This window comes from Idiomarina sp. ST20R2A10 (genome assembly GCF_051842345.1).
In the GTDB taxonomy this organism is placed as follows: Bacteria; Pseudomonadota; Gammaproteobacteria; order Enterobacterales; family Alteromonadaceae; genus Idiomarina; species Idiomarina loihiensis.
On the sequence record NZ_JBNIEY010000005.1, the window covers coordinates 120509 to 146158 of the forward strand.

The following is a 25650-nucleotide window of genomic DNA, read 5'->3' on the forward strand; positions in this document are numbered from 1 at the left end:
CTTATTCCAATTAAATTTCCCTGAAAATATCGGAATCGAATTCATGCGCTGGCTGAAACCTCTTTCTATCGCTCTGGCCGCTGTTGTTGTAGCGGCGTGCAGTGAACAAGCAGAAGTTAATGATACTCAACAGGCGCGTCCCGCGCGGCTTATGCAGGTGGCTGAAGCCGACGGGCCGCGGCTACGTGAATTTCCTGCTGTGGTAGAGGCGGCCAAAGTGGCTCAACTGACGTTCCGTGTCGCCGGAGAAATTACTGAGTTACCAGCCCGCCCGGGTACCGAAGTCAAGCAGGGCGATCTCATCGCGCAGTTGGACCCAACCGACTACCAACTGGCTGTCGATCAGGCGAAAGCACAATATGAACTGGCATCATCTCAATACGACCGAAACAAAGTTTTGGTTAATGAAGGTGTCATGTCGGAAGGACAATTTGACCAGATAGAGTCAGAGCTTGCGGTGGCGAAATCAAACTACGAAACCGCCAAAGCGAATTTACGCTATACCAAACTGACCGCACCGTTCGATGGCGTTGTGGCGAACCTGGCCGTGGAAGCTTATGAAAATGTGCAGGCTAAGCAGCCTATTGTTACCTTACAAATCAGCAATGCTATTGATATCAGCATTAATGTACCGGAAAAACTTTTTGCCAAGGTCAAAAAACAAATCGATTACCAGCCTGAAGTGCGCTTTGATGCCGCGCCGGAATTCACTTATCCGGCTCACTTAAAAGAGTGGGATTCACAATCGGACGGCGCGACTAATACCTATGAAGTCGTGTTCACACTACCTAAACCGCAAAATATCAATGTTCTGCCGGGTATGACGGCAACAGTTATTGTCGACATTAATGAAGTACTGCGTTCCTCTCAAATAGGCATGGTGGTGCCGGCAAAAGCGGTGTTTAGTGACACAAATGAGGCTTCCTATGTCTGGGTTGTTAACGACGATATGCGTGTGCAAAAACGTAAAGTGAATGTCGGACCAATGACCAACGATGGCCTTACGGTACTTGACGGGCTGCAAGAAGGTGAAACCATCGTCATAGCCGGGGTTCATCAGCTGAAAGAGAATCAGCAGGTGCGTGAATGGCAACGTGAACGGGGTCTGTAATGAATATAGCTCAATACAGCATGGAGCGAAAAACCACGAGCTGGATGTTATTTCTCATCCTGTTAATTGGTGGTCTGGTTGCCCTGACTCAACTCGGTCGCCTGGAAGACCCCAAGTTCACAATTAAGCAGGCCATGGTCATTACGCCATACCCGGGCGCATCGGCTCAGCAGGTAGAAGAAGAGGTAACCTATAAGCTGGAAAATGCGATTCAGGAGCTAAGTTACGTTGACCACGTTAAGTCTATTTCCAAGCCCGGGTTGTCGCAAATAACGGTTGAGATGAAAAGCATCTACCGCGAAGAGCATTTGCACCAAATATGGGACGAATTGCGGCGTAAAATTAACGACACCAAAGGTCAGCTTCCTCCTGGCACCAGCGAGCCTATTATTCGCGATGACTTTGCTGACGTGTATGGCGTTATGATGGCCATTACCGGGCCCGATTATTCCTACAAAGATATTGAGCATTATGCTGACTTTTTGCGTCGTGAACTGGTTTTAGTTGATGGTGTAGGCAAAGTCACTCTTGCGGGAGAGCAACAAGAGCAGGTTGTGGTAGAAGTGTCGCGCTCACGCCTGGCAAATTTTGGGGTTCCCCCCAGCCGTATTGCTGGGCTGCTGCAAACTCAGAATGCCGTAGCAAACGCCGGACGGGTAACCGTTGACCAGGAAGCATTGCGCATTGCAACCAGCGGTGAATTTGCCAATGTGGAAGATATGGCAAAGCTGGTTATTAGTAACCCCGGCGCTGAACAGCGTATCTACTTGCGTGATGTAGCGACCATTTATCGTGAAACCAAAGACATTCCGGATCATGTGGTGCGCTATAACGGAAAGGCTTCCTTGTGGCTGGCATTGTCATTTGCGGATAACGTGAATGTTGTCGAAGTGGGAGAGCGTCTGCAAAAACGAATGGATGAGCTGGAGTATGCTAAGCCTATAGGGATGTCTGTCGACCGTATTTACGATCAGCCGCATCAAGTTGAAAACTCAGTTAATGATTTTCTGCTGAACCTGGTAGAGGCGGTGGCCATCGTTATTATTGCATTACTGCTGACCATGGGCTTCCGTAGTGGCTTGCTGATTGGCACGGTACTGTTGTTGACGGTGCTGGGCACCTTCATTTTTATGCGCCTGGGAGATATTAACCTGCAACGAGTTTCCCTCGGTGCGTTGATTATTGCGCTGGGCATGCTGGTGGATAACGCGATAGTCATTGCCGACGGTATTATGGTTGGTATGCGACGGGGCATGAGTAAAGTGGATGCCGCCGTTAGCGTGGTCAAGCAAAACCAGTGGCCGCTACTGGGAGCGACTGTTATCGGCATTATTGCCTTCGCGCCAATCGGTTTATCGTCAGACGCCACTGGTGAATTTGCCGGGAGTTTATTCTGGGTGCTGCTGATCTCCTTGCTGCTGAGTTGGGTGACTGCACTGACCCTCATTCCGTTTTTAGCCGACCGCTTATACTCTGCGAAGGACATTGGTAATAGCGATGAGCAGGACGATGTCTTTTCTCATCCGGTTTATCGTGGCTATAAGAAAATGCTGGCTGTTTGTTTGCGTCACCGCATTATCAGTATGCTGGTAATGCTCGTGACGTTGGTGGCAGCGGTGGTTGGATTCGGACAGGCGAAACAAGCATTTTTCCCGCCATCGACAACGCCGTTATTTTATGTCGATCTCTGGTATCCTCAGGGTACCGACATTCGTCATACCGAACAGGACTCTAAGCGCCTGGAAGATTATCTTCTGGAGAAAAGTGACGTCACTTCGGTTGCGACAACCATCGGGCAGGGCGCGCCGCGATTTACCCTGACGTATCTGGTGGAAAAAAGTTACGAAAGTTATGCGCAGTTGCTGGTACGGGTAGAAGGCAAAGACGCGATGGATGCGTTAATGCGTGACATTCGTGAGCGAATTCGTGAAGAGCATCCGGACGTTGAGGACAAACTGATACGGGTTGAAATTGGTCCGGCTACTCCGGCAAAGATTGAAGCACGTTTTTCCGGCCCGGATATTGGTACCCTGCGTGAGCTAAGTAAAAAGGCCCAGGCTATTCTTGCCGAGGATTCAGGCGCAGTAAACATTCGTTCCGACTGGCGTACGCCGACCAAATTGTTGCGGCCGGAATACGACGAAGCGGCAGGCCGGCGCGCCGGCATTACAAAAGAAGACGTGAACAATCTGCTACTGGCTAATTTTGTTGGCCGGCAAATTGGCATTTACCGCGATGGCACCGATTTATTACCGATAGTGCAGCGTGCACCCGCGGCAGAGAGGGTCGATTTAGACAACTGGCAGGAGCTGCAAATTTACAGTCCGGCGTTCGACCGTTTTGTACCTTTGGCTCAAGTTGCGCGTTCAATTGATGTGGTTTGGGAAGACCCTTTAATACTCCGTCGTGACCGTAAGCGAACACTCACTGTTATGGCCGATCACGACTTACTGGGTGAGGAAACGGCCGCGCAAGTATTTGAGCGGGTCCGGCCTAAGCTTGAGGGTATCGACTTGCCGCTAGGTTACGAATTAACCTGGGGCGGCGAGCATGAAGCCGCCGGTAAAGCCGAAAAAGCGTTGTTTGGTGCCTTGCCCTTAGGTTTTCTGGTGATGTTTATTATCACCGTGCTGCTGTTTAACAGCATTCGTCAGGCCGCTGTGTTGTGGACGACCGTACCACTTTCCATTATTGGTGTGACTGTTGGGCTCTTGCTTTTGGATAAACCCTTTGGCTTTATGGCGTTACTCGGCTTCCTCAGCCTTTCCGGCATGCTGATTAAAAACGGTGTGGTGTTACTGGAACAGGTTAATGCTGAGCTTGACGCCGGTAAAGAAGCAACCCAAGCGTTAAGCGATGCTGCGGTTAGCCGTGTTCGTCCGGTAGGCATGGCGGCAGCCACCACCATTTTGGGGATGATCCCGCTGCTGTTCGATGACTTCTTTGCCAGCATGGCAACGGTCATCATGTTTGGTCTCGGTTTTGCCACTTTGCTGACCTTGTTTGTTGTGCCTGTCATGTACGCCATAGTGCAACGAGTACCGCGCCCGTAACCCGGGCGCATTCACCCCATTTATACCCTGAATTATCTGTTTTATAGCCCCGTGTCATGGGAATTTAACAGTAAAATCCGTATAATGCGCCGCACTAGTGAACCGTCTAGAATTCATGCAAGCAAATGAGAGGTACTATAAGTGCTTAAAGAATATCGTCAGCACGTAGAAGAGCGCGCCGCAGAAGGCATCCCTCCGAAGCCATTAAATGCCGAGCAAGTAGCCGATTTAGTGGAATTACTGAAAAATCCTCCAGCAGGCGAGGAAGACTTTCTGGTCGAGCTGTTAGCCGAGCGTGTACCACCTGGTGTGGACGAAGCGGCTTATGTTAAAGCAGGCTTTTTAAGCGCCGTTGTTAAGGGCGAAATTGAAAGTCCGGTTGTGAGTAAAGAATACGCAGTGAAGCTGTTGGGCAATATGCACGGCGGTTACAACATCGTCACTTTGGTGGAATTGCTGGACGACTCTCAGCTGGCTGAACTGGCGGCAAAAGAACTGAAAGAAACCATCTTAATGTTCGACGCCTTCCACGACGTGGAAGAGAAAATGAAAGCCGGTAACGCGCTGGCGAAAGAAGTGGTTGAATCCTGGGCCAATGCTGAATGGTTTACCAACAGCGACGAGCTGGCTAAGTCCATTAAAGCAACTGTCTTTAAAGTGACTGGCGAAACCAATACCGATGACCTGTCTCCGGCACCAGATGCATGGTCTCGTCCGGACATTCCTTTGCATGCTAAAGCGATGTACAAAATGCCACGCGAAGGCATTACCGATGCAGGCAAGCAAATTGAAGAATTAAAAGAAAAAGGTCACCCGGTTGCCTTCGTTGGCGACGTAGTGGGTACCGGTTCTTCACGGAAGTCGGCAACCAACTCCGTATTGTGGAACATTGGCGAAGACATGCCGGGCACACCGAACAAACGTGCCGGCGGTATCTGCATCGGATCTAAAGTTGCGCCGATTTTCTTCAATACCATGAAAGACGCAGGTGCGTTGGTGTTTGAAGCCGACGTTGAAAAAATGAACATGGGCGATGTCATCACTATCTACCCATACGAAGGCAAAATCGAGAACGAAGCCGGCGAAATTATCGCTGAATACGATTATGCGTCTCGCGTAATTTTAGATGAAGTCCGTGCCGGTGGCCGTATTAACCTGATCATTGGTCGTGGCCTGACAGAAAAAGCACGTGAATCTCTGGGCATGGGTCCATCAGACTTATTCCGTAAGCCAGAGCAACCGGCAGACAGCGGTAAAGGTTTCTCGCTGGCGCAGAAGTTGGTCGGTAAAGCTTGTGGTATGGAAGGTGTTCGTCCGGGCGCTTATTGCGAACCTAAGATGACCACTGTCGGCTCTCAGGACACTACCGGTCCTATGACTCGTGACGAACTAAAAGACCTGGCATGCCTTGGTTTTAACTCAGACTTAGTTATGCAGTCGTTCTGCCACACCGCCGCTTATCCTAAGCCCGTTGACGTTGAAACTCAGCACACCTTGCCTGACTTTATCATGAACCGTGGCGGCGTAAGTTTGCGTCCTGGCGACGGTATCATCCACAGCTGGTTGAACCGTATGTTGTTGCCAGACACAGTTGGTACTGGTGGCGATTCGCACACGCGTTTCCCGCTGGGCATTTCATTCCCGGCAGGCTCTGGTCTGGTCGCGTTCGCTGCAGCTACCGGTGTTATGCCGCTGGATATGCCTGAATCTGTATTGGTGCGCTTTAAAGGTGAAATGCAGCCGGGTATCACCCTGCGTGACTTAGTTCATGCCATTCCTGCATTCGCTATCAAAGAAGGTCACCTGACCGTTGATAAGCGTGGCAAGAAGAACATTTTCTCAGGTCGTATCTTAGAAATTGAAGGTCTTGATCACTTAACCGTTGAGCAGGCATTTGAATTGTCTGATGCTTCTGCTGAGCGTTCAGCGGCCGGTTGTACCATCGATTTGTCTGAAGAGTCGGTTGCCGAGTACCTGCGTTCAAACATCACTATGCTGCGTTGGATGATCAACGAAGGCTACGGCGATGCGCGTACGTTGGAGCGTCGTGCCCGTAAGATGGAAGAATGGTTAGAGAACCCGCAGCTAACGCGTGCCGACAAAGATGCCGACTATTCTACGGTTATCGAAATTGACCTGAACGACATTAAAGAACCTATCGTTTGCTGCCCGAACGACCCGGATGACGCGAAGTTCCTGAGCGAAGTGTCAGGTAACAACGTTGATGAAGTCTTCATTGGTTCGTGCATGACCAACATTGGTCACTTCCGTGCGGCGGGTAAATTGTTAGAGAAAAACTCTGACCCATTAAATACCCGTTTGTGGATTGCACCACCAACGAAAATGGACAAAGCGCAGCTGGAAGTTGAAGGGTATTACGACATTTATGAGCGTAATGGCGTTCGTACCGAAATGCCGGGTTGTTCGCTGTGTATGGGTAACCAGGCACGGGTAGAACCGGGCGCAACGGTACTGTCTACTTCAACTCGTAACTTCCCGAACCGTTTGGGTGATGGCGCTAACGTTTACCTGACTTCTGCAGAGCTTGCCGCTGTCGGTGCAATTGTGGGTCGTCTGCCAACTCCGGAAGAATACCTGGAGTACGCACAGGACATCAATTCGATGGCTGGCGAAGTATACAAATACCTGAACTTCGACCAGATGGATGCCTTCCGCGACGCAGAAAAAGCTGCCAAGGAAAACATCATCCCAACCATCAACGTGGCTTAATGAGTGCTTAGGTTGCAAGGACTCTTTACGAGGACGCCCGCAAGTACTTCCCTGTAGGGCTTGGGCAGCGCCATCCATGGCGCTGCACACCTCGTTAAGAGTCCTCGCAACCGTTGATCGCACTCATTAGCAATTTATAAAACCGCTTCGGCGGTTTTTTTGTGTCCGATATTCAGTAGCCTGATGTTCACATCAGGTACGATACTTAACTTGTCTTATGGTCTATTAGTGGTCTATATTTAGACTGTTCAGTCGGGAGAGAATCATGCAGATAAAAACCATCAGTTACATTAAGCAAAATGCAGCATCGCTGGATGTGGAAGAGCCTATTGTGGTCACTCAAGGCGGCAAGCCTGTCTACCGGATTGAGTCGGAAGCGAGTGCTCGACAGCGCGATGAGGCTATTGCGACACTTAAACTGATGAACCTGGCTGAAAGGGATATTCGCAACCAGAATTTGCTATCCCTTAGCGAAGCAAAAGAAAGGCTAGAGCGTGAACTCAGTACAAAGAAGTTTGAGCTTTAGCCATATCATTTATGAACTACGATGTTTATTTCACTGAGCTTAGTTATAAAACACTGGCTACTTTAACTCGCTACATGGAAGCGTTTCTTGGTCAAGAAGAAACCATTCGATTAGGTGAACAGCTCCTTGATTTTTCGGTAAGTAAGCTAAGTGACAACCCGCTGCAATTCCCTGTTTCCCATGAGCTTGAAACACTAGGCATAGTTGATTATAGAGTGGTGCTCGTGGATAACTATAAAATTTTATTTCGCTTAGATGAAAAAGCTCGGGTGAGCTATGTCATGGCCTTTCTACGACAGAAACAGAATACTCAAGATCTGCTTTATCAAATAACAATTTGGTAGCCTGATGCTAATGCATCAGGTGAGATAGTCGAACACCTCACCTGACGTAGAACGTCAGGCTACAAAACTTAACGCGGGGAGGAATAGTCGTGAGCGCGTCCAATGGTTACAGGGCCTCATGTGGAGGTGTGCAGCACCATGGATGGTTTTGTAGACGGTAGAAATAAACAAATAGAATCCCCGCTATCAGGAAGTGTCTGGCGCCATGGATGGCGCCAGTCAAGCCTTACAGGGACGTACTTGCAGGCGTCTTCCTGATAGCGGGGGTTCTGTTTTATTTCTGCTCAGCAATCCAGTCGTTGATGTGTTGTTCTAGTACTTTCAGTGGCACGCTGCCGTTTTCCAGTACCGCATCGTGGAACTCACGAATATCGAACTTATCACCCAGCTGTTGCTCGGCTTCTGCACGCAAACGCTTAATGGTCAGTTCGCCCAACTTGTACGAAAGTGCCTGCGCAGGCCAGGTAATGTAACGGTCAATTTCGGTTTTCACGTTATGCAGTGACAACGCGGTGTTGTTGGCCATAAAGTCCATTGCCCGTTCACGGCTCCAGCCTTTAGCATGCATACCGGTATCAACTACCAGACGCGCCGCACGCCACATTTCGTAGCTTAAACGACCAAAGTTGCTGTAAGGGTCTTCATAAAAGCCAGCTTCCAGACCTAGGTATTCGGAATACAAACCCCAGCCTTCACCAAAAGCTGAAATATAAGTTTGCTGGCGGTACTCCGGTAAGTCTTTCAGCTCGTTCGCTATCGCGCTTTGTAAATGGTGCCCTGGTACGGCTTCGTGCAGAGTTAAAGCTTCCATCTGATACAGCGGACGACGGTCCAGTGCGTAGGTATTTACCCAGTAGAAACCTGCGCGGTCGTCACGGCTTGAACCTGAATAACGGCCGGTTGTGTATTTGGGGGCGATCTCAGCCGGCACCGGAGCTATACCATAAGGCTGGCGGGGCAAAGTTTTGAACAGCTTCGGAAGTTCACCGTCCATTTTCTTTGCTATCCAGGCGGCATATTCCAATAACTCTTCTGCAGTTTCCGGATAAAACTGGTCGTCTGTACGTAAAAAGTCGACAAACTGGTCAAAGTTACCGTCAAAACCGGTTTCTTCAATAACTTCCAGCATCTCGCCGCGAATACGCGCAACTTCCTGCAATCCAATTTCATGGATTTCGTCAGCGCTCATATCCAGCGTGGTGTAGTGTTTAATTCTGTTCTGGTAGAAAGCATCGCCGTTTGGTAGCTCGCTGGCACCAACACTCTCACGAGAGTTAGGCAGATACTCAGTGACCATAAAGTTAAAGTAGTCGTCGTAGGCCGGCATAACCTGGTCATCAATAGCGGTCAGGGCATCTTCCTTCAACTGTTCCCATTGCTCGCTATCAACAAAACCTGGCTGCTGAGAAAATGGCGAGAAATAAACGCTTTGATCAGCGTCCTGTACAATGTAGGCCAGTATACTCTCTTCAAAGCCCGCCATTGCGGCAGCTGGCTGGGTATAACCTTCTTCTATCGCCTTACGCAACCAATGCGTTTGTTGTTCCATGTAACGAGGAATGGAACGCAGTTTCGCAATGTAATTCTGATAATCTTCAGCCGAAGAGAACGAGGTGTACGATGGCATAAAAGCAAGAGAACTATGGAAACTACCCTCTGCTGTCAATGGCATGTAGTGTGCTTTAAAACGATACTCATCTACTTTATTTTTTAACGTATAATGGATCATCGCATGATTAATTTGGTCATCCCGGCTAAGCGCGTTAAGGTTAACGGCGTTAAGCTGTTCGAGCCACTTTGAGCGTTGTTGATAGCGTTTTTCTAACGCCTCCGGTGACATATCGGTCAGCTCAGTATCGCTGGACTTATTCAGTTCTTCCCAGATAGTGTCAGCCAGCTGATGAAACTCGGCAGCAGGGCTCAGTTGCTGTGTGCTGCTACGCTGGGTTTGGTTATCAGCTGTGGTGGTGCAGGCAGTAACGCCCAGCAAACCAAAAATAAGTATCAGATTGCGCATGATTTTTCCTTGCGGTGTCATAACGAATACAGGCATTCTATAATGCCTCTTACGCTAATTAATGTAAAAGCGAATAGAACGAACCCACAAAAATAACAGTTAAATGGGAGAATAGGGTGGATAAAGCTCAGTCAGGAGTCTACGCGGAACCTAATCTGCATGGTCTGACGTTGTTTTGTCATGTCATGAGCGACGACGTTGAAAGTTTACGTCGCAAGTTAGCTCGTTTTCCAGCAATTTTACGCGATCTTGACGCCCGTTTCTCTGAAGGCATGTTAACAGGCTTTGTTGGCATAGGGGCGGACTACTGGGATATTCTTTATCCGCATAAGCGACCGCTTCACTTGCAGGCTTTTCCCGAGCTCAGCGATGGCGACCGTGAAGCGCCAAGACACCCCTATGATCTTGTTATACAGATTCGTTGTGATCGTTTTGACGCTAACTACTTGGCGGGACGCACGTTAATGGAATGGTTTGGCTACGACATTGAAGTGGCTGAGCAAATCCGTTCCTTTCGTTATCTGGACGGCCGCGACTTAACCGGCTTTATCGATGCGCCGGATAACCCGCGGGGTATGCGCAAGCGTAATGTCGCTTTAGTTGAGGCGCAGGACGATGCGGACTTTGTCGACGGCAGCTACTTATTCGTACAGAAGTTTCGGCATGACTTGCGTCGTTGGGACTACTTAGGCCCTGAAAAGCAGGAGCTGCTAATGGGACGCGAGAAAGTATCTGGTGAACGTTTATCAGAAGCCAAAATCGAAGGTGTCACTCACGCTGCGAAAAGTCGCTTAATTGATAGTAGCGAACAGCCTATTCCACTATTGCGGCAGAATATGCCCTGGGGCGACTTGCGCGAACAGGGGCTTCTGGCAATGTATTTTAGCCATTCGCCTAAAATGGTTGTTCAGTGGCTAAAGAACCGTTATTACGCCGACGAACAGGGAGCTTACGACCCTTTACTAGATTACTCACAAGCCGTGTCCAGCTCAGGTTTTTTTGTTCCTTCAATGCGCTTTATGGAAGCGAACAAAGAAGTTGCCGACGACATAGCTGACTATGAAGAGGGCAGTACCGCCTGATTCGCAAACAGCTCGCGTACTTTTCGCAGAGTGAATTCAATATCAGCAACTTTAAGCGGTGCAATAAAAATCGTGTCGTCACCAGCAATAGTACCAAGTACGCCTTCCTTTTTACCGACCGAATCCAGCAACCGCGCAATTAACTGGGCGGCGCCCGGGCTTGTGCGAATAATGACCATCACATCATTATGCTGAATATCCAGTACAAGCTGGCTTAATGGTGCCCGGGTGGAAGGCACGGCTAAATCAGGCGGTAAACAGTAGACCATTTCCTGTTTCGCATTGCGGGTACGAACCGCTCCTTGCTTACTCAGCATGCGCGACACTTTAGACTGGCTAATGTTATCAAAGCCCTCGGCTTTTAAGGCGTTAACAATTTCCCCTTGAGAGCCATAACGCTCTTCGCGGAGCAAAGTTTTAAAAGCTTCGAGTAACGTGTCCTGCACCATGTGAGTGTCAAATTCCTATGCTGTTTACGTGCTATAATAATAGACAGTGTACTGCATAAAGATGCGCTATTCGAGTGCTGAATGTGTATCGCGCAAAGTTGTATTTTTATTGATATAGGAGTACAGTTTTGCCCCAAATCCTGCATTTTTAAGCAGTTTAAATTGACCAACAAAAACGGAGTCTGAGATGAAAGTAGCCGTATTAGGTGCGGCCGGTGGTATCGGCCAGGCATTGTCATTACTTCTGAAAACCCAATTACCAGCAGGTTCAGAATTATCGTTGTATGACGTTGCGCCAGTAGTTCCAGGTGTGGCGGTTGACTTAAGTCATATCCCTACCGACGTAAAAGTAACAGGCTTCGGTAAAGACGACTTAGCATCAGCATTAGTTGGCAGCGACATCGTATTGATTCCTGCCGGCGTACCACGTAAGCCGGGTATGGATCGCTCTGACCTGTTCAACATGAACGCCGGCATCGTTAAAAACCTAGTGCAAGGCGTTGCAGACAACTGCCCTAACGCCTGTGTTGGCATCATTACTAACCCAGTAAACACCACGGTTCCAATCGCTGCCGAAGTCCTGAAAAAAGCAGGCTGCTACGATAAGCGTAAACTGTTCGGTGTTACTACGCTGGACGTTATCCGTTCAGAAGCCTTTGTTGGTGAGTTGCGTGGTCTGAACCCGGAAAACGTTAATGTACCAGTTATCGGTGGGCATAGCGGCACAACCATTTTGCCATTGCTGTCTCAGGTTGAAGGTGTTGAGTTTACAGAGCAAGAAATCAAAGACTTAACTCACCGTATCCAGAACGCAGGTACCGAAGTAGTTGAAGCCAAAGCTGGCGGCGGTTCAGCAACCCTTTCTATGGGTCAGGCAGCAGCACGCTTTGCCTTGTCACTGCTGAAAGGCCTGCAAGGTCAGGACACTATTGAGTGCACTTACGTAGAAGGCCCGGGCGACAACGCTAAGTTCTTCGCGCAGCCAGTACGCTTAGGCAAAAACGGCGCCGAAGAAATTCTGTCTTACGGCAAACTTAGTGCGTTCGAACAAAAATGCATGGACGAAATGCTAGACGGCCTGAAAGGCGACATCCAAACTGGCATCGACTTCGCCAGCTAAGCTGAAATAACTTTCAGCAGTCCGCTTTTGAAAATATTGGGGCGGCTATTACAGGAGACGCTACAAGCTCATCCATGAGCGCTCGACGAAGGCCGTCCCTGGCCTTCGACGCTCCTGTAATAGCCGCCCCAACATTTCCACGCTACTTGCTGAAAATTATCTCAGCACTTTCTCCAGATAACCCACAATGGCGTATCGCCAATACTGACCAACCCCAATATTTCCCTGCTTGTTGAAAGGTATGTAGCCTGACGTTTACGTCAGGTCCAATGTTCAAATACCCCACCTGATGTGAACATCAGGCTACCGAAATGGTTCATGGGGCAGGCTGTTGGGTTGTGAGCGTTACGAGTGTTGAAGGTTTCTATGGCGGAGTGTCGAAGGCCATGGATGGCGATGCTAATTGGAAATGCCTAAAGCGGGAAGGGTTGTGTTTCGGAGGTGTGTAGCGCCATGGATGGCGCTACACAAGCCCTACAGGGATGTATTCACGGGCGTCCTCCGAAACAGAACCCGCTCCCCCAAGGCATTTCTTACGCCACTCGGTCGACTGCAAGGTGGGTTAGGGTGAGCAGGGCTTGTTTGTAGTCGGAGTCGGGGAGTTCACTTAGGGATTCACGCGCTTGTTCGGCGGCTTCTAAGGCTTTGTCGCGTGTGTACTGCAAGGCTCCCGTTCGTTCCATAGCGGTTAGCACGGTTTGTAAGTGCTCACGCCCGTCGCCTTGTTCAATGGCTTCACGAATCAGCTTTTGTTCTACGTCGTTGCCATGCCACATTGCGTATAAAAGCGGTAGCGTTGGCTTACCTTCCGCTAAGTCATCACCCGCATTTTTGCCCATAGATTCGCTGTCCGCAGTGTAATCCATTAAATCATCTACTAGCTGAAACGCGGTACCCAGGTAACGACCGTAATCAGCCAGTTGCTGAGTAACCTTTGCATCCTGTTCGGTTAGTACACCGGCTAACTCGGTAGCTGCTTCAAACAACTTGGCGGTTTTGCCGTAAATAACATTAAAGTAGCTGGCTTCTGAAGTATCCGGGTCGTTACAGTTCATTAACTGTAAGACTTCGCCTTCAGAAATGATGTTGGTGGCGTCCGCTAAAATACGCAGAATCCGCAGGGAGTCTAAATCGACCATTAACTGGAAGGCGCGGGTATAAAGGAAGTCACCAACGAGTACGCTGGCTTCATTACCGAACACTGCGTTGGCGGTTTTGCGTCCGCGGCGCAGTTCCGATTCATCAACGACGTCGTCGTGAAGCAGAGTCGCGGTATGAATAAACTCGATAATCGTAGCAAGTTTGCGGTGGTCGTTACCTTCATAACCCAGAGCCCGACAAGCTAATATGGCGAGCAGCGGCCGTAAGCGTTTACCGCCACTGTTGACAATATAAAGGCCTAACTGGTTAATTAAGGCAACATCCGATTGAAGTTGTTCACCTATTAATGCATTAACACCAAGCATGTCGTCTTTGGCTAATGCGTTAATGGACTGCATATCCATCATAGATATCTGTTTATTTACAAAATTTAACGGAAAAGGGATGGTACACTATTTATAGCAGAGCGGAAACTCAATCCGCGGTAAGCGGTGCCGCTTTTAAGTTCAAATTAAGGGTTGCGATCGCTGACTGGATTACGTACAATTCGCGCCCTGATTTGAATTTGGATGCCCAATAGGGTTGTGGAGAATAATATGTACGCAGTATTCCAAAGTGGCGGTAAGCAGCACCGTGTGTCTGAAGGCCAAATCGTCCGCCTGGAAAAACTGGAAGCAGCTACCGGTGATGTAGTTGAATTCGACCAGGTTTTGATGGTTTCTGACGGCAACGATGTAAACATCGGTGCTCCGTTCGTGTCCGGTGGTAAAGTGAAAGCGGAAGTGATTGATCACGGTCGTGGCGATAAAATTAAAATCGTTAAGTTCCGTCGTCGTAAGCATTCTCGCCGTCAACAAGGCCATCGTCAGTGGTTCACGGAAGTGAAAATCACTGGTATCAACAGCTAATTAAGGAGTAACGACATGGCACATAAAAAGGCTGGTGGTTCTACTAAAAACGGTCGCGACTCAGAGAGTAAACGTCTCGGTGTTAAGCGCTTCGGTGGTGAGTCTGTGTTAGCAGGCAACATCCTGGTTCGTCAACGTGGTACTAAGTTCCACGCTGGTGCGAACGTTGGTATTGGTAAAGACCACACATTGTTTGCAACCTCAGAAGGCAAAGTGTCTTTTGATGTGAAGGGCAGCAAAAACCGTAAATTTGTGAGCGTTATTACTGACTAATAATGCGAACATAAACTGAAAAGTTTCGGTTCTGAAAGCCCTGCCTTACGGCGGGGCTTTTTCATATGTGCTAGAATTTTGCACAGTATTCTATAAGTGATAAGTAGCAGATTGCGATGAAATTCGTTGATGAAGTAGAAATCCGCGTAGACGCGGGTGACGGTGGTAATGGTTGTATCAGTTTCCGTCGCGAAAAATATATTCCCAAAGGCGGCCCTGACGGCGGCGATGGTGGCGACGGCGGTGATGTCTATCTAGAAGCAGACGAGAACCTGAATACCCTTATCGACTATCGTTTTGAACGTTTTCATAAAGCTGAACGCGGTAAAAACGGTATGGGCAAAAACTGTACGGGCAGGCGCGGTAACGACATCGTGCTGCCGGTTCCTCCTGGTACTCGCGCTACCGATATTGATACTGGCGAAGTTCTTGGCGATTTGACGAAACATGGTCAACGTTTAATGGTAGCCAAAGGTGGTTTCCATGGTCTGGGTAATACGCGTTTTAAAAGCAGTATAAACCGTGCGCCACGACAAAAAACCGATGGTACTCCTGGCGAAGTACGCCCGCTAAAACTGGAACTGATGTTGCTGGCTGATGTTGGTTTGCTGGGTATGCCGAATGCCGGTAAATCGACTTTTATTCGCTCGGTTTCCGCAGCACGCCCTAAAGTGGCCGACTATCCGTTTACCACCCTGATACCAAACCTGGGTGTTGTGCGTCCCGCTCCGCATCAGAGTTTTGTTATTGCCGATATCCCCGGTCTTATTGAAGGCGCGGCCGAAGGTGCTGGACTAGGCATACAATTCCTAAAACATTTAGAGCGTTGCCGTTTATTACTGCACTTGGTAGATTTAGCCCCGTTTGATGAAACCGACCCTGCCGAGCAGGCGCGTATTATTATCAACGAGCTGGAAAAATACAGCCCGAAACTGGCTGAAAAGCCACGCTGGCTGGTCATCAATAAAGTCGACTTGCTGCTGGACGAAGAGGTTCAGGAGAAAGTAGACGAGCTGGTTAAATCTCTGAACTGGGACGGCCCGGTGTTCCAAATCGCAGCTCTGGAAGGGCGTGGCAGCGACGCGCTTTGTCGTGAGGTAATGTCTTATCTTGAAACATTGCCAGCACCTGACACTGAGCAGCATGAAGAAGCCGACCCGGTTGAGTTCATGTGGGACACTTACCACGAAGAAGTTCTTGAAGAAGAGATGGATGACGAAGATGACGACGACGATGATCACGACGTCGAAGTTATTTATCAGAAGTAGCCTGACATTGATGTCAGGTGAGGTCTTGGTCCTGACGTAAGCGTCAGGCTACGCATTAAGGATATCGCCGAATGAAAATATCACTCGTGGTTGCTATGGCCGATAATCGGGTTATTGGAAAAGATAACAAAATGCCATGGCACCTGCCGGACGAGTTGCAATATTTCAAAAAAATTACCTTAGGTAAGCCAATTGTTATGGGGCGCCGGACTTTTGAGTCAATTGGTCGTCCTTTGCCCGGCCGCAAGAATATCGTTCTAAGCCGTCGAACGGATCGTTCGGAAAATCAGGACAGTCAGGTGGTTTGGGTGTCTGGGGTGCAACAGGCAATAGCCGCTGCAGGTCCGGTTGAGGAACTCATGATTATTGGCGGAGGAAAAATTTATGAAAAATTTTTACCCCTCGCAGACCGACTATATGTTACTAAAATAGAACTAAATGTTGAGGGTGATACTTACTTTCCCGATTATCATCAAGTCGCCGACTGGCAAGAGATAGAGCGGCAAAACTTTGCCGCTGATGAGCGCAACTCCCATAACTTTAGTACTCTTATTTTCGACAGAGTAAGTTAATAAGAAGTTATAAATTCAGTAACTTACATGTATTTTAAGCCATTGCAGCAGGCTTGAGTTCGTAGTATCATCTTGATGAATTTTTGAACAATCTTGTGATGGGGTTTTAGATGAAAGCAATTGTATTAGGCACCATGATGGCTGCCGTTGCGGCAACTGGCGTAACGTTTTCAAAGAGCGCAGAGGCAAATGAATTAGCCTTAAGCTTATGCACATACGTACAGGGTGATGACACCATGCGTATGCGTAAAAAATTACGTGATGCTCGTGTCCGCGTACGCGATATTTACAGTGGTATTCAGTGTAATGGTCAGAGCTTATTGCAATTTGCCATGTCAAATGGCTCACAAGACATTGGTGAGTTCATTGTTGGTCGCTTGTCAGTAGATGAACTGAAAGCTTCTGGCGACTACGAATGGGCGCAATCTAACGGTCATGGCAGCAGTGCAATTGCAGTAGCAATTAAAGATCGCGCTGGCCTGTAAGTTAGGCACTAATAAAATTATTTTCTAAAAGCCTGCAATTTTTGCGGGCTTTTTTACATCTTCTAACAAATCAATCAGTGACTTACCTTGTAATTCTCCCCTGTTCTCTACGACAATAGATCCGTTGCATATATAAACGGAACCGCTATGAAACAATGGATGGCATTATCGCTACTGTTACTGGGACTGATACCGCATAGCGGTCAGGCACAGACAAAAATAAATGAAGCTTCGGGCTGTTATTTACCCGGCGTGCAAGAGAAACTGCACTGTGGCACAGTTTCAGTTCCTGAAAATTACGAACAACCCGACGGCAAGCATATTGGTATTTACTACGCGATTCTTCCCGCTATTCAGGAAGGAGCGCAAGCCGATCCTATGCTCATTCTGGCCGGAGGGCCGGGACAGGCCGCTACCGAATTAACTCCAATGATAGCGCGTATGTTCGAAGCGGTGCGTCAAAAGCGCGATATCCTTCTAATTGATCAGCGTGGCACAGGTAAAAGTCACCCGCTTGAATGTGGTATTGAACGCCCTGATGAATTGATACGAGCTGACGATGAGCAGGACCTTAGAGCCTTGAGTCGTGAATGTCAGGAACAGTACCCTGATACAGACACAACGCAATATCATACGGTTAACGCAGTTAAAGACTTTGAGCGAGTACGTGAACATTTAGGTATAGAGCAACTGAACCTTTATGGCGGCTCTTATGGAACGCGCGTTGGACTAACTTATTTACGTGAAGCACCGAGCTCAGTTCGTACGGCTACCCTCGATGCCGTAGCTCCGCCTCAGGTAATCATCGGGCCTTTTGGTCAACACGGAGCCAATGCATTTGACGAAATGCTCAAAGACTGTTCCGAACAAAGCCCGTGTCATGAGAAGTTCCCTAACCTAGAGCAAGAATACTATGAGGTGATGAGTGAGCTTGAAGCTGAGAATATATTGCTGGAAACGCGTGACCCCCTCTCTTTTGAGCCGCTGGAAATAAAACTGACTCCCGGGCGTTTTAGCTCAATTATTCGTGTTGCTTTATATCACCCCAGTACTCGTCAGTTATTGCCTTACGCGATTCACTCAGCAGCTGAAGGAAACTACCATGCAATACTGGGGCTGATGGGCGGTACTATGTCACAAAACAGTATTTACCTGGGGCTTATGCTCTCGGTTGTGTGTGGCGAAGACTTGCCAAGGGCGACTCCTGAGCTTTTCGCTCAGGACGGCAACAATGAGTTTATTGGCAGCCGCACCGGTGATGCCTTTGTCGACATGTGTGCGGGTTGGCAATCATCGAGTGTTCCATCTTATTGGTCCGATCCGGTCGTTAGTGATAAGCCGGTTTTGTTGTTATCGGGAGAGCTGGACCCGGTGACGCCTCCGGAATGGGGCGAAATTGCGCACAGAACCTTACCTAACAGTAAACATCTGGTTGCACCTAACGCCGGGCATACCATAGCCAGCCATACCTGCGCTAATAAGCTCATTGCAGATTTTATCGAGCAAGGTTCTATCGAAAATATTGATGGCAGCTGCTTAAAAGAACAAAGGCTGAAGCCATTTGTGCTGAACCAGAATGCAGCGGGGCTATAGATAATGATAAACGTAGATGCACTGACAAAAACATTCAAAAATGTGCAAGCGCTGGACTCTCTTTCATTTCAGGCAAAAGATGGCGAAATTACCGGGCTTCTTGGGCCAAACGGAGCCGGGAAAACGACTTGTCTGCGTATTATTTACGGGTTGTTGCAGGCCGATACCGGCAAAGCAGAGATTGAAGGTGTTGATGCCAACCAGAACCCGATTGATGCACGCCGTAACCTCGGTATATTCCCTGATAAATTCGGTTTATACGAACGCTTGACCGTACGCGAGCAAGTAGCTTATTTCGCCGGTTTACACGGGCTAAAAGGCACGGAGCAAAAGCAGGCGGTTGAGAAGGTGATAGAGAAGCTGGATATTAAAGAGCTTGCAGACCGTCGTACTGCTGGTTTTTCACAAGGCCAGCGGATGAAAGTAGCGTTGGCTCAGGCTCTAGTACACAGCCCGAAACATCTAATTCTGGATGAACCCAGCCGCGGTCTGGACGTTATGAGTACCCGAATTTTAAGAGATGTGCTGCGCGAACAACGCGCTCAAGGCACCTGTATCTTGTTTTCCAGCCACGTTATGCAGGAAGTTGCCGCTCTCTGTGATCGGGTGGTGGTGATGGCAAAAGGCAAAGTTGCAGCTGAGGGAACGCCACAGGAGCTGTGCGATATGACCGGCGAGCAACAGCTGGAAGACGCCTTCGTTAAAATTATCGGTACCGACGAGGGGATAGCAGCCTAATGAGTGCATTAACTTCCGTATGGAAAAAAGAGTTCCGGGACGCTATTCGTGATAAACGTTCTGTTTTAGCGGCAATGTCCTATGCGTTTTTTGGCCCTTTATTAATGGCCGTAGCCTTCTTTTTCTTAATAACTCAACTGACCGACCCAGCAGACGTTGAAATTACCATTGAAGGCAAAGAAAATGCCCCTCAACTCGTTGAATTTTTGAACGAACGTGGTGTTGTTGCTAAAGAAGGGGAGTGGGCGAAAACCGAAACGCCAATAATATTGACCTTACCGCAAAACTGGCAGGAAAGTGTGAGTAAAGCTGAGCCGGTAGAGGTAACCTTGCGTGCTGATTGGTCTGCACAAAAACAGCAGACCGAAATTAAGCGTGTAGAGCAGGCCGTTCAGGCATACTCCAGTCAAATAGCGGCTTACCGTCTGACTTTACGGGGTGTGGATCCGCGTGTCGTGCAACCAATACAGTTACAAAAGCAAGACTTAGCAACCCGGGGCTCAAAAGCGGCCTTGATTATGGGCAGTGTGCTGGTATTTATTATCTTGTCTGTATTCTGGTCTGGTATGAATGTGGCTATTGATATCAGTGCTGGTGAGCGTGAACGTAACTCGCTGGAATTTTTGCTGAGTCAGCCGTTAAGCACCTGGGACATTGTTACCGGTAAAGCACTGACCGCAACGACCTTTTCATTGTTCGGGGCAATACTGTCACTGGTACTCATACCCATTATATTTGCCTACGTTCCATTACACGAAATTGGTATGAACGTGAACTTTAGTGTGGGTATGATGCTACTAATGTTTGTTTTGCTGGTACCGCTAGCTTTGTTCGCGACCGCCCTGCAATTGTTTGTGTCCTTTCGCGCGAAAAACTTCAAAGAAGCACAAACCTACATCAGCTTCTTATTGATCATTCCCATGGCAGCGTCATTCGGTGTCGAATTTGCACGGCTTAAAAATCCAATTCTCTACTATCTCCCGCTAACCGGTCAGCATCAGGCTTTTCTGTCACTGATACGCGGTGAGAACGTGAATGTCATGGGAACGGTCATCAGCGCAATTGCCACCCTGGCAGCCGCATTGCTGCTAATGAAATACATAGCCCGAATGCTCAAAAGCGAAAAAATCGTCTTCGGCCTGTAGCGGGGCTGAATAGCGAGCGCTGAGGTTACAAGGGCCATTGTGGAGGACGCCCGTAAATACATCCCTGTAGGGCTTGGGCAGCGCCATCCATGGCGCTGCACACCTCCACAATAGCCCTGTGTAACCGTCGGCGCGCTCACTATCTTCCGCTTCAGTTAAGAAGCCACTTAAGCTGTGATGAGAGAGATTAGAAGGGCTGGCTGTTCACTTGTGAGCGTTACGAGTGTTGAAAGCCTCTGTGGCGGAGTGTCGAAGGCCATGGATGGCCTTCGTCAAGCTCTCATGGATGAGCTCGTCGCGTCTCCGTCATAGAGGCTTTCAATGCTCAAGCGAAGCAAGTGAGCAGCCTGCCCTTGTCCCCCCTCAGTCGCGTAGGCGGCCGTAGTGGTAGTAGAGCCATTGGCCTAGGCGGCGGAAGCGTGGTAATGGGAAGGGCTTTAGTTGTGACTGGTAGTAAGGCAGCTCGGGCAGGGGCTGTTCCATGGCGGCTTCTGCCAGTCTTTGACCGGCCAGAGCGGTAAAGCTAACACCGGCGCCGCAGTAACCCATGCTGGCGTAGATATTATCTTTCACTTTGCCTACTCGCGGGTAATCGTCCAGTGACACACTGACCCAACCGCTCCAGAAATACTCCCACTTGTTCACTTCTCGCAGTTGCGGGAAAGTCTGGTGTAATGCCTGCAGTAAGCGTTTAGCATATATCGGCTTCTCTGCGCTTTTCCCCTGAATGGCACCACGACCACCAAACAATAAGCGGTTATCGGGCAGTAAGCGGAAGTAATACTTCAGGATGCGTGTATCCATTATGGCGTATTGAGGTGAAAGCTTAATACTCTCAACCTGTTCTTTACTCAGAGGTGGGGTGGTAATAATGCTCGAAAGCACCGGTAGCGAGCGACTGGCAATCTCCGGCAACAAATGCCCTGATGTATAGCCATTAGAACAAACTAACAGCTTACGGGCGCGTACAGCGCCTTTGGCTGTTTGCAGATACACGCCTTTGCCGCCAAGTGACACTGCCTGAGTTACCGGGCAGTGTTCAACTAACTGTGCACCGGCGGCCGAGGCTCTTCGCGCGGTAGCTGCTGCCAACAAAATGGGGTTAAGAGCAAAGCAGTCGGTGAAACGCAATGCGGCATGGGCCTGTGGGCTTGAAATAAGCCCCGAGAGTTGATTTTGGGTGAGCCATTCAACGGGTTGATTAAACTTTTTAAGCTGCTCATATTGTTGTTTCAATGGTGCCACGGCGCTGTTGCGGTGCGCTATTTTCAGGTAGCCGCCGTTTTGGCGCTGGCACTGCGACGGGCAATAACGCAAAGTTTCTTCAACCAGTTGCAGTGCCTTTTGATGTTCATCGGCAATGTCTTGCGCAATGTCAGCACCAAGGCGTTCAGCCCAGGCCGACAAGCCCAGTCGGCCGGTACTTTTCATCACAAACCCGGCATTACGCGACGAACAACCCCAGGCCAGTTGGTTGGCTTCAAATACTGCAACAGAATGCCCATTTTCGGCCAGAACCCGAGCCGCGTTTAAGCCCGTGTAACCCGCACCAATAACAGCAAATCCCACTTCCTCCGGCGCATCCACACACTCCGGAAACTCGGCCTGCGTATGCTGCTGCCAATAACTAGGCTCAGGAGCATCATGAGGCCCCGGAGGCGCATTAACCAAAGGATCATACATAAACACCCACCTATAAAACGGAGAGGGAAGACAGCGAGCGCTGAGGTTACAAGGGCTATTGTGGAGGCGCCCGTGAATACATCCGTGTAGGGCTTGGGCAGCGCCATCCATGGCGCTGCACACCTCCACAATAGCCCTATGTAACCGTTGGCGCGCTCACTATCTCCCGCCTCATATAAAAAGCCAACTTAAGCCGCTATGAGGGAGGCAAAAGGGGCAGACTGTTCACTTGTGAGCGTTACGAGTGTTGAAGGCCTCTGTGGTGGAGTGTCGAAGGCCATGGATGGCCTTCGTCAAGCCCTCATGGATGAGCTCGTCGCGTCTCCGCCACAGAGGCCTTCAATGCTCAAGCGAAACAAGTGAGCAGTCTGCCCCAAGCCCATGCAACCTCAGCGCTCGCTATTCGGAGCCTTACGTATCGAATTTCAGCAGCATTTCGCCGGCGTTGCAGTAGCAGATGCCGTCGCATACTGGGCAGTAGTAGCCGTCTTCTACTGAGGCTTTGTACCAGCGCTTTTCATGTTGCTTAATCATTTCACCGCCGCAGCGGGTGAAATATTCATAGGCACTGTTATTGGGGCTTTGCATCCAAATGTGTGCTAAACCACCACGGCAGCCCAGCTCTTTGGCGGCTTCAATACTACGGAACAACAGTTCTTTGCCTATGCCCAGACCGCGTGCCTTTTCTGACACGGCTGCGCATTTAAAGTAGCACAGCTTATCGGCCGGAATTGGCCAGGCGTCTGGGGTGCAAAAATCATCAATTGGCCATTGTCCGGGCGCCAGGGTAATGCGCACGCCCAATGGGGTCTCACCGCGCAGAGCTATCCAGTTCAACTGTACATTACCAACGGTACCGCCGGCTAAATACTGCTGAAAACTCTCTTCGTTCAGGTAGTTGTCACCATGAACTTCATTGGCCAGATCAATAACGGCCGCCATATCGGCAGCCGTTATTTCACGATAAATAATATCGCTCATTAGTAGCGGTACTCGTCTGTCTTAAACGGACCTTCCACATCAACGTGAATGTAGTTAGCCTGATCCGCTGTCAGCTTAGTGATAACACCGCCAAAGCCCTGCACCATATAACGCGCAACTTCTTCATCCAGTTGCTTAGGCAGAACTTCTACACGCAGATATTCTTCCTGCTTCTTATTTTCCATGTCGGCAAATTTCTGCTCGAACAAGTGAATTTGAGCAAGTACCTGATTAGCAAAAGAGCCATCCATAATACGGCTGGGGTGGCCGGTTGCATTACCTAAGTTCACCAGACGGCCTTCGGCTAACAGAATCAGGTAGTCGTTGTCGTCGTCTGAACGGTAAATTTTATGAACCTGTGGCTTAATTTCTTCCCAGCGCCAGTTTTTGCGCATAAAGGCCGTATCAATTTCGTTGTCAAAGTGGCCAATGTTACAAACCAGGGCAGTAGGCTTAAGCGCAGCCAGCATGTAACGGTCACATACGTCCATATTACCGGTTGTGGTCACAATCAGGTCGGTGTTTTCCAGCAAGGCTTTGTTGATGTTGTCGCCGGTACCGTTGTTTTTGCCTTCAAGGTAAGGAGAGACCACTTCAAAGCCGTCCATGCAGGCTTGCATGGCACAAATTGGGTCAATTTCGCTGATTTTAACAATCATGCCTTCCTGACGCAGGCTAGCGGCAGAACCTTTACCCACATCACCGTAACCAACTACCAGAGCTTTCTTACCTGACAATAAGTGGTCAGTAGAACGCTTAATGGCATCGTTTAGTGAATGACGGCAGCCGTACTTGTTGTCATTTTTTGACTTAGTTACAGCATCGTTCACGTTAATGGCCGGTACTTTCAGAGTGCCTTTTTCCAGCATATCGAGCAAACGGTGAACACCGGTAGTGGTTTCTTCAGTAATGCCGTGAACTTTCTCCAGCATCTGCGGGAATTCGTCGTGGATCATCAGGGTTAAATCACCGCCGTCGTCCAGAATCATGTTGGCATCCCACAACTCACCGTCTTTATGGCAAGTCTGCTTTAAGCACCAGTCGTATTCTTCTTCGGTTTCACCTTTCCAGGCAAATACCGGCACACCGGCAGCAGCCATAGCGGCAGCAGCGTGATCCTGAGTAGAGAAAATGTTGCACGATGACCAACGCACTTCGGCACCCAGTTCAAGCAATGTTTCAATCAACACAGCTGTTTGAATGGTCATGTGAATACAGCCAATAATACGAGCACCGGCCAGTGGTTTGCTGTCAGCGTATTTACGGCGGATAGTCATCAACGCCGGCATTTCAGATTCAGCAATCGCAATTTCCTTGCGGCCCCATTCGGCTAAGCTAATATCTGCTACTTTGTAGTCTTGTGAATTTTCTGCACTCATAGTGACTCTCTTTTTCAGTGATTTCTGTCAGTGAATTTTAAGTAAATTCAAGCAGTTTGGGCGCTCATAATGCGCTCAATTAATTGTTGCTGTCGGTCTTTATTCAGTCGGGGACCAAATTCAGTGACCAGCTCCGCCGCCGCATGGCTGGCTAAACGACCAGCGTCTTCCAGCGACATATTACGCGTTAAACCATAAAGCATAGCACCAGCAAACATGTCGCCTGCACCATTGGTATCAATGGCTTTAACCGGCACGCCCGGAATATGTACCTGACGTTCACGGTTAGCAATTACAGCACCGTCTTTACCTAAAGTAATAGCAACCGTGTCGGCCTGCTTTAGTAATACGGATAAAGCCGCCTGAGGATCGTCCTTACCGGTTAATAATTCTGCTTCTTCGCGGTTGCAGAACATTAAATCGACACCACCATCCAGAATTTCATCAATTCCGCTACGGAAAAACTTCACCATGGCAGGGTCAGAGCAAGTCATAACCAGCTTTGTATTGTTTTCCCGTGCCACTTTTTTCGCATGCTGGATCGCGCCACGCGCAATTTCTGAGGTAATTAAATAACCTTCAATATAAAGGTAGTCTGCCGCTGCAATGGCATGGTCGTCAATTTCCGCGCTAGATAAATCGGCCGTTATGCCCAAATGAGTACGCATGGTGCGTTCGGCGTCAGGAGTCACCATAACCAGACAGCGCCCAGTAGTGCCCGGATTCTTCTGTTGGTGAAGGCTGGTTTCTATGCCTATTTGTTCTAAATCCTGACGGTAAAACATGCCGGCTTCGTCGTCAGCAACTTTACAGCAGTAGTAGGCCTTGCCGCCGAATTGAGCGAAAGCCACCAACGAGTTAGCTGCTGAGCCACCGCCGCTTTGCTTTTTCAATTCGCCCAGTTGACTAAGTTCTGCAATCAGAGTGTTTTGAGCGTCTTCATCAATCAGCTCCATCATGCCTTTTTTTAAATCGTGCTTCTGCAGGAAGTCTTCAGAGACTTCAAACTCCTGATCCACCAGCGCATTGCCAATGCCGACTACATCAATGGTTTTCATAATATTAAACGGTTGCTTATTAGGGCGCGTAGTA

At 49.0% G+C, this 25650-nt stretch carries 22 protein-coding genes; 15 read left to right on the forward strand and 7 right to left on the reverse strand.

Annotation, left to right across the window (positions count from 1 at the left end; all coding sequences use genetic code 11):
* The first annotated feature begins 43 nt into the window (after nucleotides 1-43).
* The 5 genes from ACP7H9_RS09245 (at nucleotide 44) to ACP7H9_RS09265 (ending at nucleotide 7764) form a co-directional block, all read left to right on the forward strand.
* Nucleotides 44-1111 carry an efflux RND transporter periplasmic adaptor subunit gene (locus ACP7H9_RS09245; RefSeq protein WP_439222612.1) on the forward strand — a complete coding sequence of 356 codons (1068 nt, stop codon included), beginning with the start codon at nucleotides 44-46 and terminating at the stop codon, nucleotides 1109-1111.
* The gene (locus ACP7H9_RS09250) at nucleotides 1111-4164 is read left to right on the forward strand and encodes an efflux RND transporter permease subunit (RefSeq protein WP_110013596.1); all 3054 of its coding nucleotides are present in this window, start codon (nucleotides 1111-1113) and stop codon (nucleotides 4162-4164) included. Before ACP7H9_RS09245 ends, ACP7H9_RS09250 begins: the two co-directional genes overlap by 1 nt.
* A 141-nt stretch (nucleotides 4165-4305) precedes the next feature.
* A complete protein-coding gene (acnB, locus tag ACP7H9_RS09255) occupies nucleotides 4306-6894 on the forward strand; it encodes a bifunctional aconitate hydratase 2/2-methylisocitrate dehydratase (protein ID WP_011233729.1) in 2589 nt (862 codons plus the stop codon).
* 265 nt (nucleotides 6895-7159) lie between these two features.
* Complete coding sequence (locus tag ACP7H9_RS09260; protein WP_114981852.1) at nucleotides 7160-7420, forward strand: type II toxin-antitoxin system Phd/YefM family antitoxin; 261 nt, start codon at nucleotides 7160-7162, stop codon at nucleotides 7418-7420.
* Between the two features lie 11 nt (nucleotides 7421-7431).
* The gene (locus ACP7H9_RS09265) at nucleotides 7432-7764 is read left to right on the forward strand and encodes a hypothetical protein (RefSeq protein WP_114981853.1); all 333 of its coding nucleotides are present in this window, start codon (nucleotides 7432-7434) and stop codon (nucleotides 7762-7764) included.
* Between the two features lie 274 nt (nucleotides 7765-8038).
* Here the strand turns inward: ACP7H9_RS09265 and ACP7H9_RS09270 are convergent, their stop codons facing one another.
* Nucleotides 8039-9781, reverse strand: a complete 1743-nt coding sequence (locus ACP7H9_RS09270; protein ID WP_439222613.1) for a DUF885 domain-containing protein — start codon at nucleotides 9779-9781, stop codon at nucleotides 8039-8041.
* A gap of 116 nt (nucleotides 9782-9897) precedes the next feature.
* Here ACP7H9_RS09270 and ACP7H9_RS09275 point away from each other — a divergent pair, with 116 nt between their 5' ends.
* Complete coding sequence (locus ACP7H9_RS09275) at nucleotides 9898-10863, forward strand: Dyp-type peroxidase (RefSeq protein ID WP_011233731.1); 966 nt, start codon at nucleotides 9898-9900, stop codon at nucleotides 10861-10863.
* Here ACP7H9_RS09275 and argR read toward each other — a convergent pair.
* Nucleotides 10839-11312 (reverse strand): transcriptional regulator ArgR, encoded by a 474-nt coding sequence (gene argR / locus ACP7H9_RS09280; RefSeq protein WP_011233732.1) that lies wholly within the window; start codon nucleotides 11310-11312, stop codon nucleotides 10839-10841. The two genes, ACP7H9_RS09275 and argR, sit on opposite strands and share 25 nt — an antisense overlap.
* Before the next feature lie 187 nt (nucleotides 11313-11499).
* Between argR and mdh the strand changes: the two genes are divergently transcribed.
* Nucleotides 11500-12432, forward strand: a complete 933-nt coding sequence (gene mdh / locus ACP7H9_RS09285; protein WP_011233733.1) for a malate dehydrogenase — start codon at nucleotides 11500-11502, stop codon at nucleotides 12430-12432.
* Nucleotides 12433-12965: 533 nt separating this feature from the next.
* Here the strand turns inward: mdh and ispB are convergent.
* A complete protein-coding gene (gene ispB, locus ACP7H9_RS09290; RefSeq protein WP_439222677.1) occupies nucleotides 12966-13937 on the reverse strand; it encodes an octaprenyl diphosphate synthase in 972 nt (323 codons plus the stop codon).
* A 192-nt stretch (nucleotides 13938-14129) separates the two neighbouring features.
* Here ispB and rplU point away from each other — a divergent pair, with 192 nt between their 5' ends.
* The 8 genes from rplU to ACP7H9_RS09330 all read left to right on the forward strand — a co-directional run bounded on the left by rplU (nucleotide 14130) and on the right by ACP7H9_RS09330 (nucleotide 20515).
* Nucleotides 14130-14441 carry a 50S ribosomal protein L21 gene (gene rplU, locus ACP7H9_RS09295; protein ID WP_011233736.1) on the forward strand — a complete coding sequence of 104 codons (312 nt, stop codon included), beginning with the start codon at nucleotides 14130-14132 and terminating at the stop codon, nucleotides 14439-14441.
* A gap of 15 nt (nucleotides 14442-14456) precedes the next feature.
* Nucleotides 14457-14714 carry a 50S ribosomal protein L27 gene (gene rpmA, locus ACP7H9_RS09300; protein ID WP_011233737.1) on the forward strand — a complete coding sequence of 86 codons (258 nt, stop codon included), beginning with the start codon at nucleotides 14457-14459 and terminating at the stop codon, nucleotides 14712-14714.
* A gap of 116 nt (nucleotides 14715-14830) precedes the next feature.
* Nucleotides 14831-15982 carry an Obg family GTPase CgtA gene (gene cgtA / locus ACP7H9_RS09305; RefSeq protein WP_439222614.1) on the forward strand — a complete coding sequence of 384 codons (1152 nt, stop codon included), beginning with the start codon at nucleotides 14831-14833 and terminating at the stop codon, nucleotides 15980-15982.
* 71 nt (nucleotides 15983-16053) lie between these two features.
* On the forward strand, nucleotides 16054-16554 hold the full coding sequence (gene folA / locus ACP7H9_RS09310) for a type 3 dihydrofolate reductase (protein WP_011233739.1): 501 nt from the start codon (nucleotides 16054-16056) through the stop codon (nucleotides 16552-16554).
* Between the two features lie 110 nt (nucleotides 16555-16664).
* A complete protein-coding gene (locus ACP7H9_RS09315) occupies nucleotides 16665-17039 on the forward strand; it encodes a DUF3718 domain-containing protein (protein ID WP_011233740.1) in 375 nt (124 codons plus the stop codon).
* Between the two features lie 147 nt (nucleotides 17040-17186).
* Entirely contained in the window at nucleotides 17187-18632 is a 1446-nt protein-coding gene (locus ACP7H9_RS09320; protein ID WP_439222615.1) for an alpha/beta hydrolase, read from the forward strand.
* A 3-nt stretch (nucleotides 18633-18635) separates the two neighbouring features.
* Complete coding sequence (locus ACP7H9_RS09325; protein ID WP_011233742.1) at nucleotides 18636-19370, forward strand: ATP-binding cassette domain-containing protein; 735 nt, start codon at nucleotides 18636-18638, stop codon at nucleotides 19368-19370.
* Nucleotides 19370-20515 carry an ABC transporter permease gene (locus ACP7H9_RS09330; RefSeq protein WP_011233743.1) on the forward strand — a complete coding sequence of 382 codons (1146 nt, stop codon included), beginning with the start codon at nucleotides 19370-19372 and terminating at the stop codon, nucleotides 20513-20515. Before ACP7H9_RS09325 ends, ACP7H9_RS09330 begins: the two co-directional genes overlap by 1 nt.
* Nucleotides 20516-20878: 363 nt before the next feature.
* On the opposite strand, the gene ACP7H9_RS09335 is transcribed toward ACP7H9_RS09330, so the two are convergent.
* The 4 genes from ACP7H9_RS09335 to ACP7H9_RS09350 all read right to left on the reverse strand — a co-directional run bounded on the left by ACP7H9_RS09335 (nucleotide 20879) and on the right by ACP7H9_RS09350 (nucleotide 25616).
* A complete protein-coding gene (locus ACP7H9_RS09335; protein WP_439222616.1) occupies nucleotides 20879-22198 on the reverse strand; it encodes an NAD(P)/FAD-dependent oxidoreductase in 1320 nt (439 codons plus the stop codon).
* 411 nt (nucleotides 22199-22609) lie between these two features.
* Nucleotides 22610-23179, reverse strand: coding sequence for a GNAT family N-acetyltransferase (locus ACP7H9_RS09340; protein ID WP_034818489.1), 570 nt, complete (start codon nucleotides 23177-23179; stop codon nucleotides 22610-22612).
* Nucleotides 23179-24558, reverse strand: coding sequence for an adenosylhomocysteinase (gene ahcY, locus ACP7H9_RS09345; protein WP_034818488.1), 1380 nt, complete (start codon nucleotides 24556-24558; stop codon nucleotides 23179-23181). Before ahcY ends, ACP7H9_RS09340 begins: the two co-directional genes overlap by 1 nt.
* Before the next feature lie 47 nt (nucleotides 24559-24605).
* Nucleotides 24606-25616 carry an adenosine kinase gene (locus ACP7H9_RS09350; RefSeq protein WP_110013606.1) on the reverse strand — a complete coding sequence of 337 codons (1011 nt, stop codon included), beginning with the start codon at nucleotides 25614-25616 and terminating at the stop codon, nucleotides 24606-24608.
* Nucleotides 25617-25650: the final 34 nt, after the last annotated feature.

Bases quoted from the DNA above. Each gene is read 5' to 3' on its own strand.
- ACP7H9_RS09260 (WP_114981852.1), top strand. From the start codon at position 7,160: ATGCAGATAAAAACCATCAGTTACATTAAGCAAAATGCAGCATCGCTG.
- ACP7H9_RS09335 (WP_439222616.1), bottom strand. From the start codon at position 22,198: ATGTATGATCCTTTGGTTAATGCGCCTCCGGGGCCTCATGATGCTCCT.
- ACP7H9_RS09330 (WP_011233743.1), top strand. From the start codon at position 19,370: ATGAGTGCATTAACTTCCGTATGGAAAAAAGAGTTCCGGGACGCTATT.
- ACP7H9_RS09315 (WP_011233740.1), top strand. From the start codon at position 16,665: ATGAAAGCAATTGTATTAGGCACCATGATGGCTGCCGTTGCGGCAACT.
- ACP7H9_RS09250 (WP_110013596.1), top strand. From the start codon at position 1,111: ATGAATATAGCTCAATACAGCATGGAGCGAAAAACCACGAGCTGGATG.
- mdh (WP_011233733.1), top strand. From the start codon at position 11,500: ATGAAAGTAGCCGTATTAGGTGCGGCCGGTGGTATCGGCCAGGCATTG.
- ACP7H9_RS09270 (WP_439222613.1), bottom strand. From the start codon at position 9,781: ATGCGCAATCTGATACTTATTTTTGGTTTGCTGGGCGTTACTGCCTGC.
- ACP7H9_RS09320 (WP_439222615.1), top strand. From the start codon at position 17,187: ATGAAACAATGGATGGCATTATCGCTACTGTTACTGGGACTGATACCG.
- rplU (WP_011233736.1), top strand. From the start codon at position 14,130: ATGTACGCAGTATTCCAAAGTGGCGGTAAGCAGCACCGTGTGTCTGAA.
- ACP7H9_RS09350 (WP_110013606.1), bottom strand. From the start codon at position 25,616: ATGAAAACCATTGATGTAGTCGGCATTGGCAATGCGCTGGTGGATCAG.
- ACP7H9_RS09325 (WP_011233742.1), top strand. From the start codon at position 18,636: ATGATAAACGTAGATGCACTGACAAAAACATTCAAAAATGTGCAAGCG.
- folA (WP_011233739.1), top strand. From the start codon at position 16,054: ATGAAAATATCACTCGTGGTTGCTATGGCCGATAATCGGGTTATTGGA.
- cgtA (WP_439222614.1), top strand. From the start codon at position 14,831: ATGAAATTCGTTGATGAAGTAGAAATCCGCGTAGACGCGGGTGACGGT.
- argR (WP_011233732.1), bottom strand. From the start codon at position 11,312: ATGGTGCAGGACACGTTACTCGAAGCTTTTAAAACTTTGCTCCGCGAA.
- ACP7H9_RS09340 (WP_034818489.1), bottom strand. From the start codon at position 23,179: ATGAGCGATATTATTTATCGTGAAATAACGGCTGCCGATATGGCGGCC.
- ACP7H9_RS09245 (WP_439222612.1), top strand. From the start codon at position 44: ATGCGCTGGCTGAAACCTCTTTCTATCGCTCTGGCCGCTGTTGTTGTA.
- ahcY (WP_034818488.1), bottom strand. From the start codon at position 24,558: ATGAGTGCAGAAAATTCACAAGACTACAAAGTAGCAGATATTAGCTTA.
- ACP7H9_RS09265 (WP_114981853.1), top strand. From the start codon at position 7,432: ATGAACTACGATGTTTATTTCACTGAGCTTAGTTATAAAACACTGGCT.
- rpmA (WP_011233737.1), top strand. From the start codon at position 14,457: ATGGCACATAAAAAGGCTGGTGGTTCTACTAAAAACGGTCGCGACTCA.
- ispB (WP_439222677.1), bottom strand. From the start codon at position 13,937: ATGGATATGCAGTCCATTAACGCATTAGCCAAAGACGACATGCTTGGT.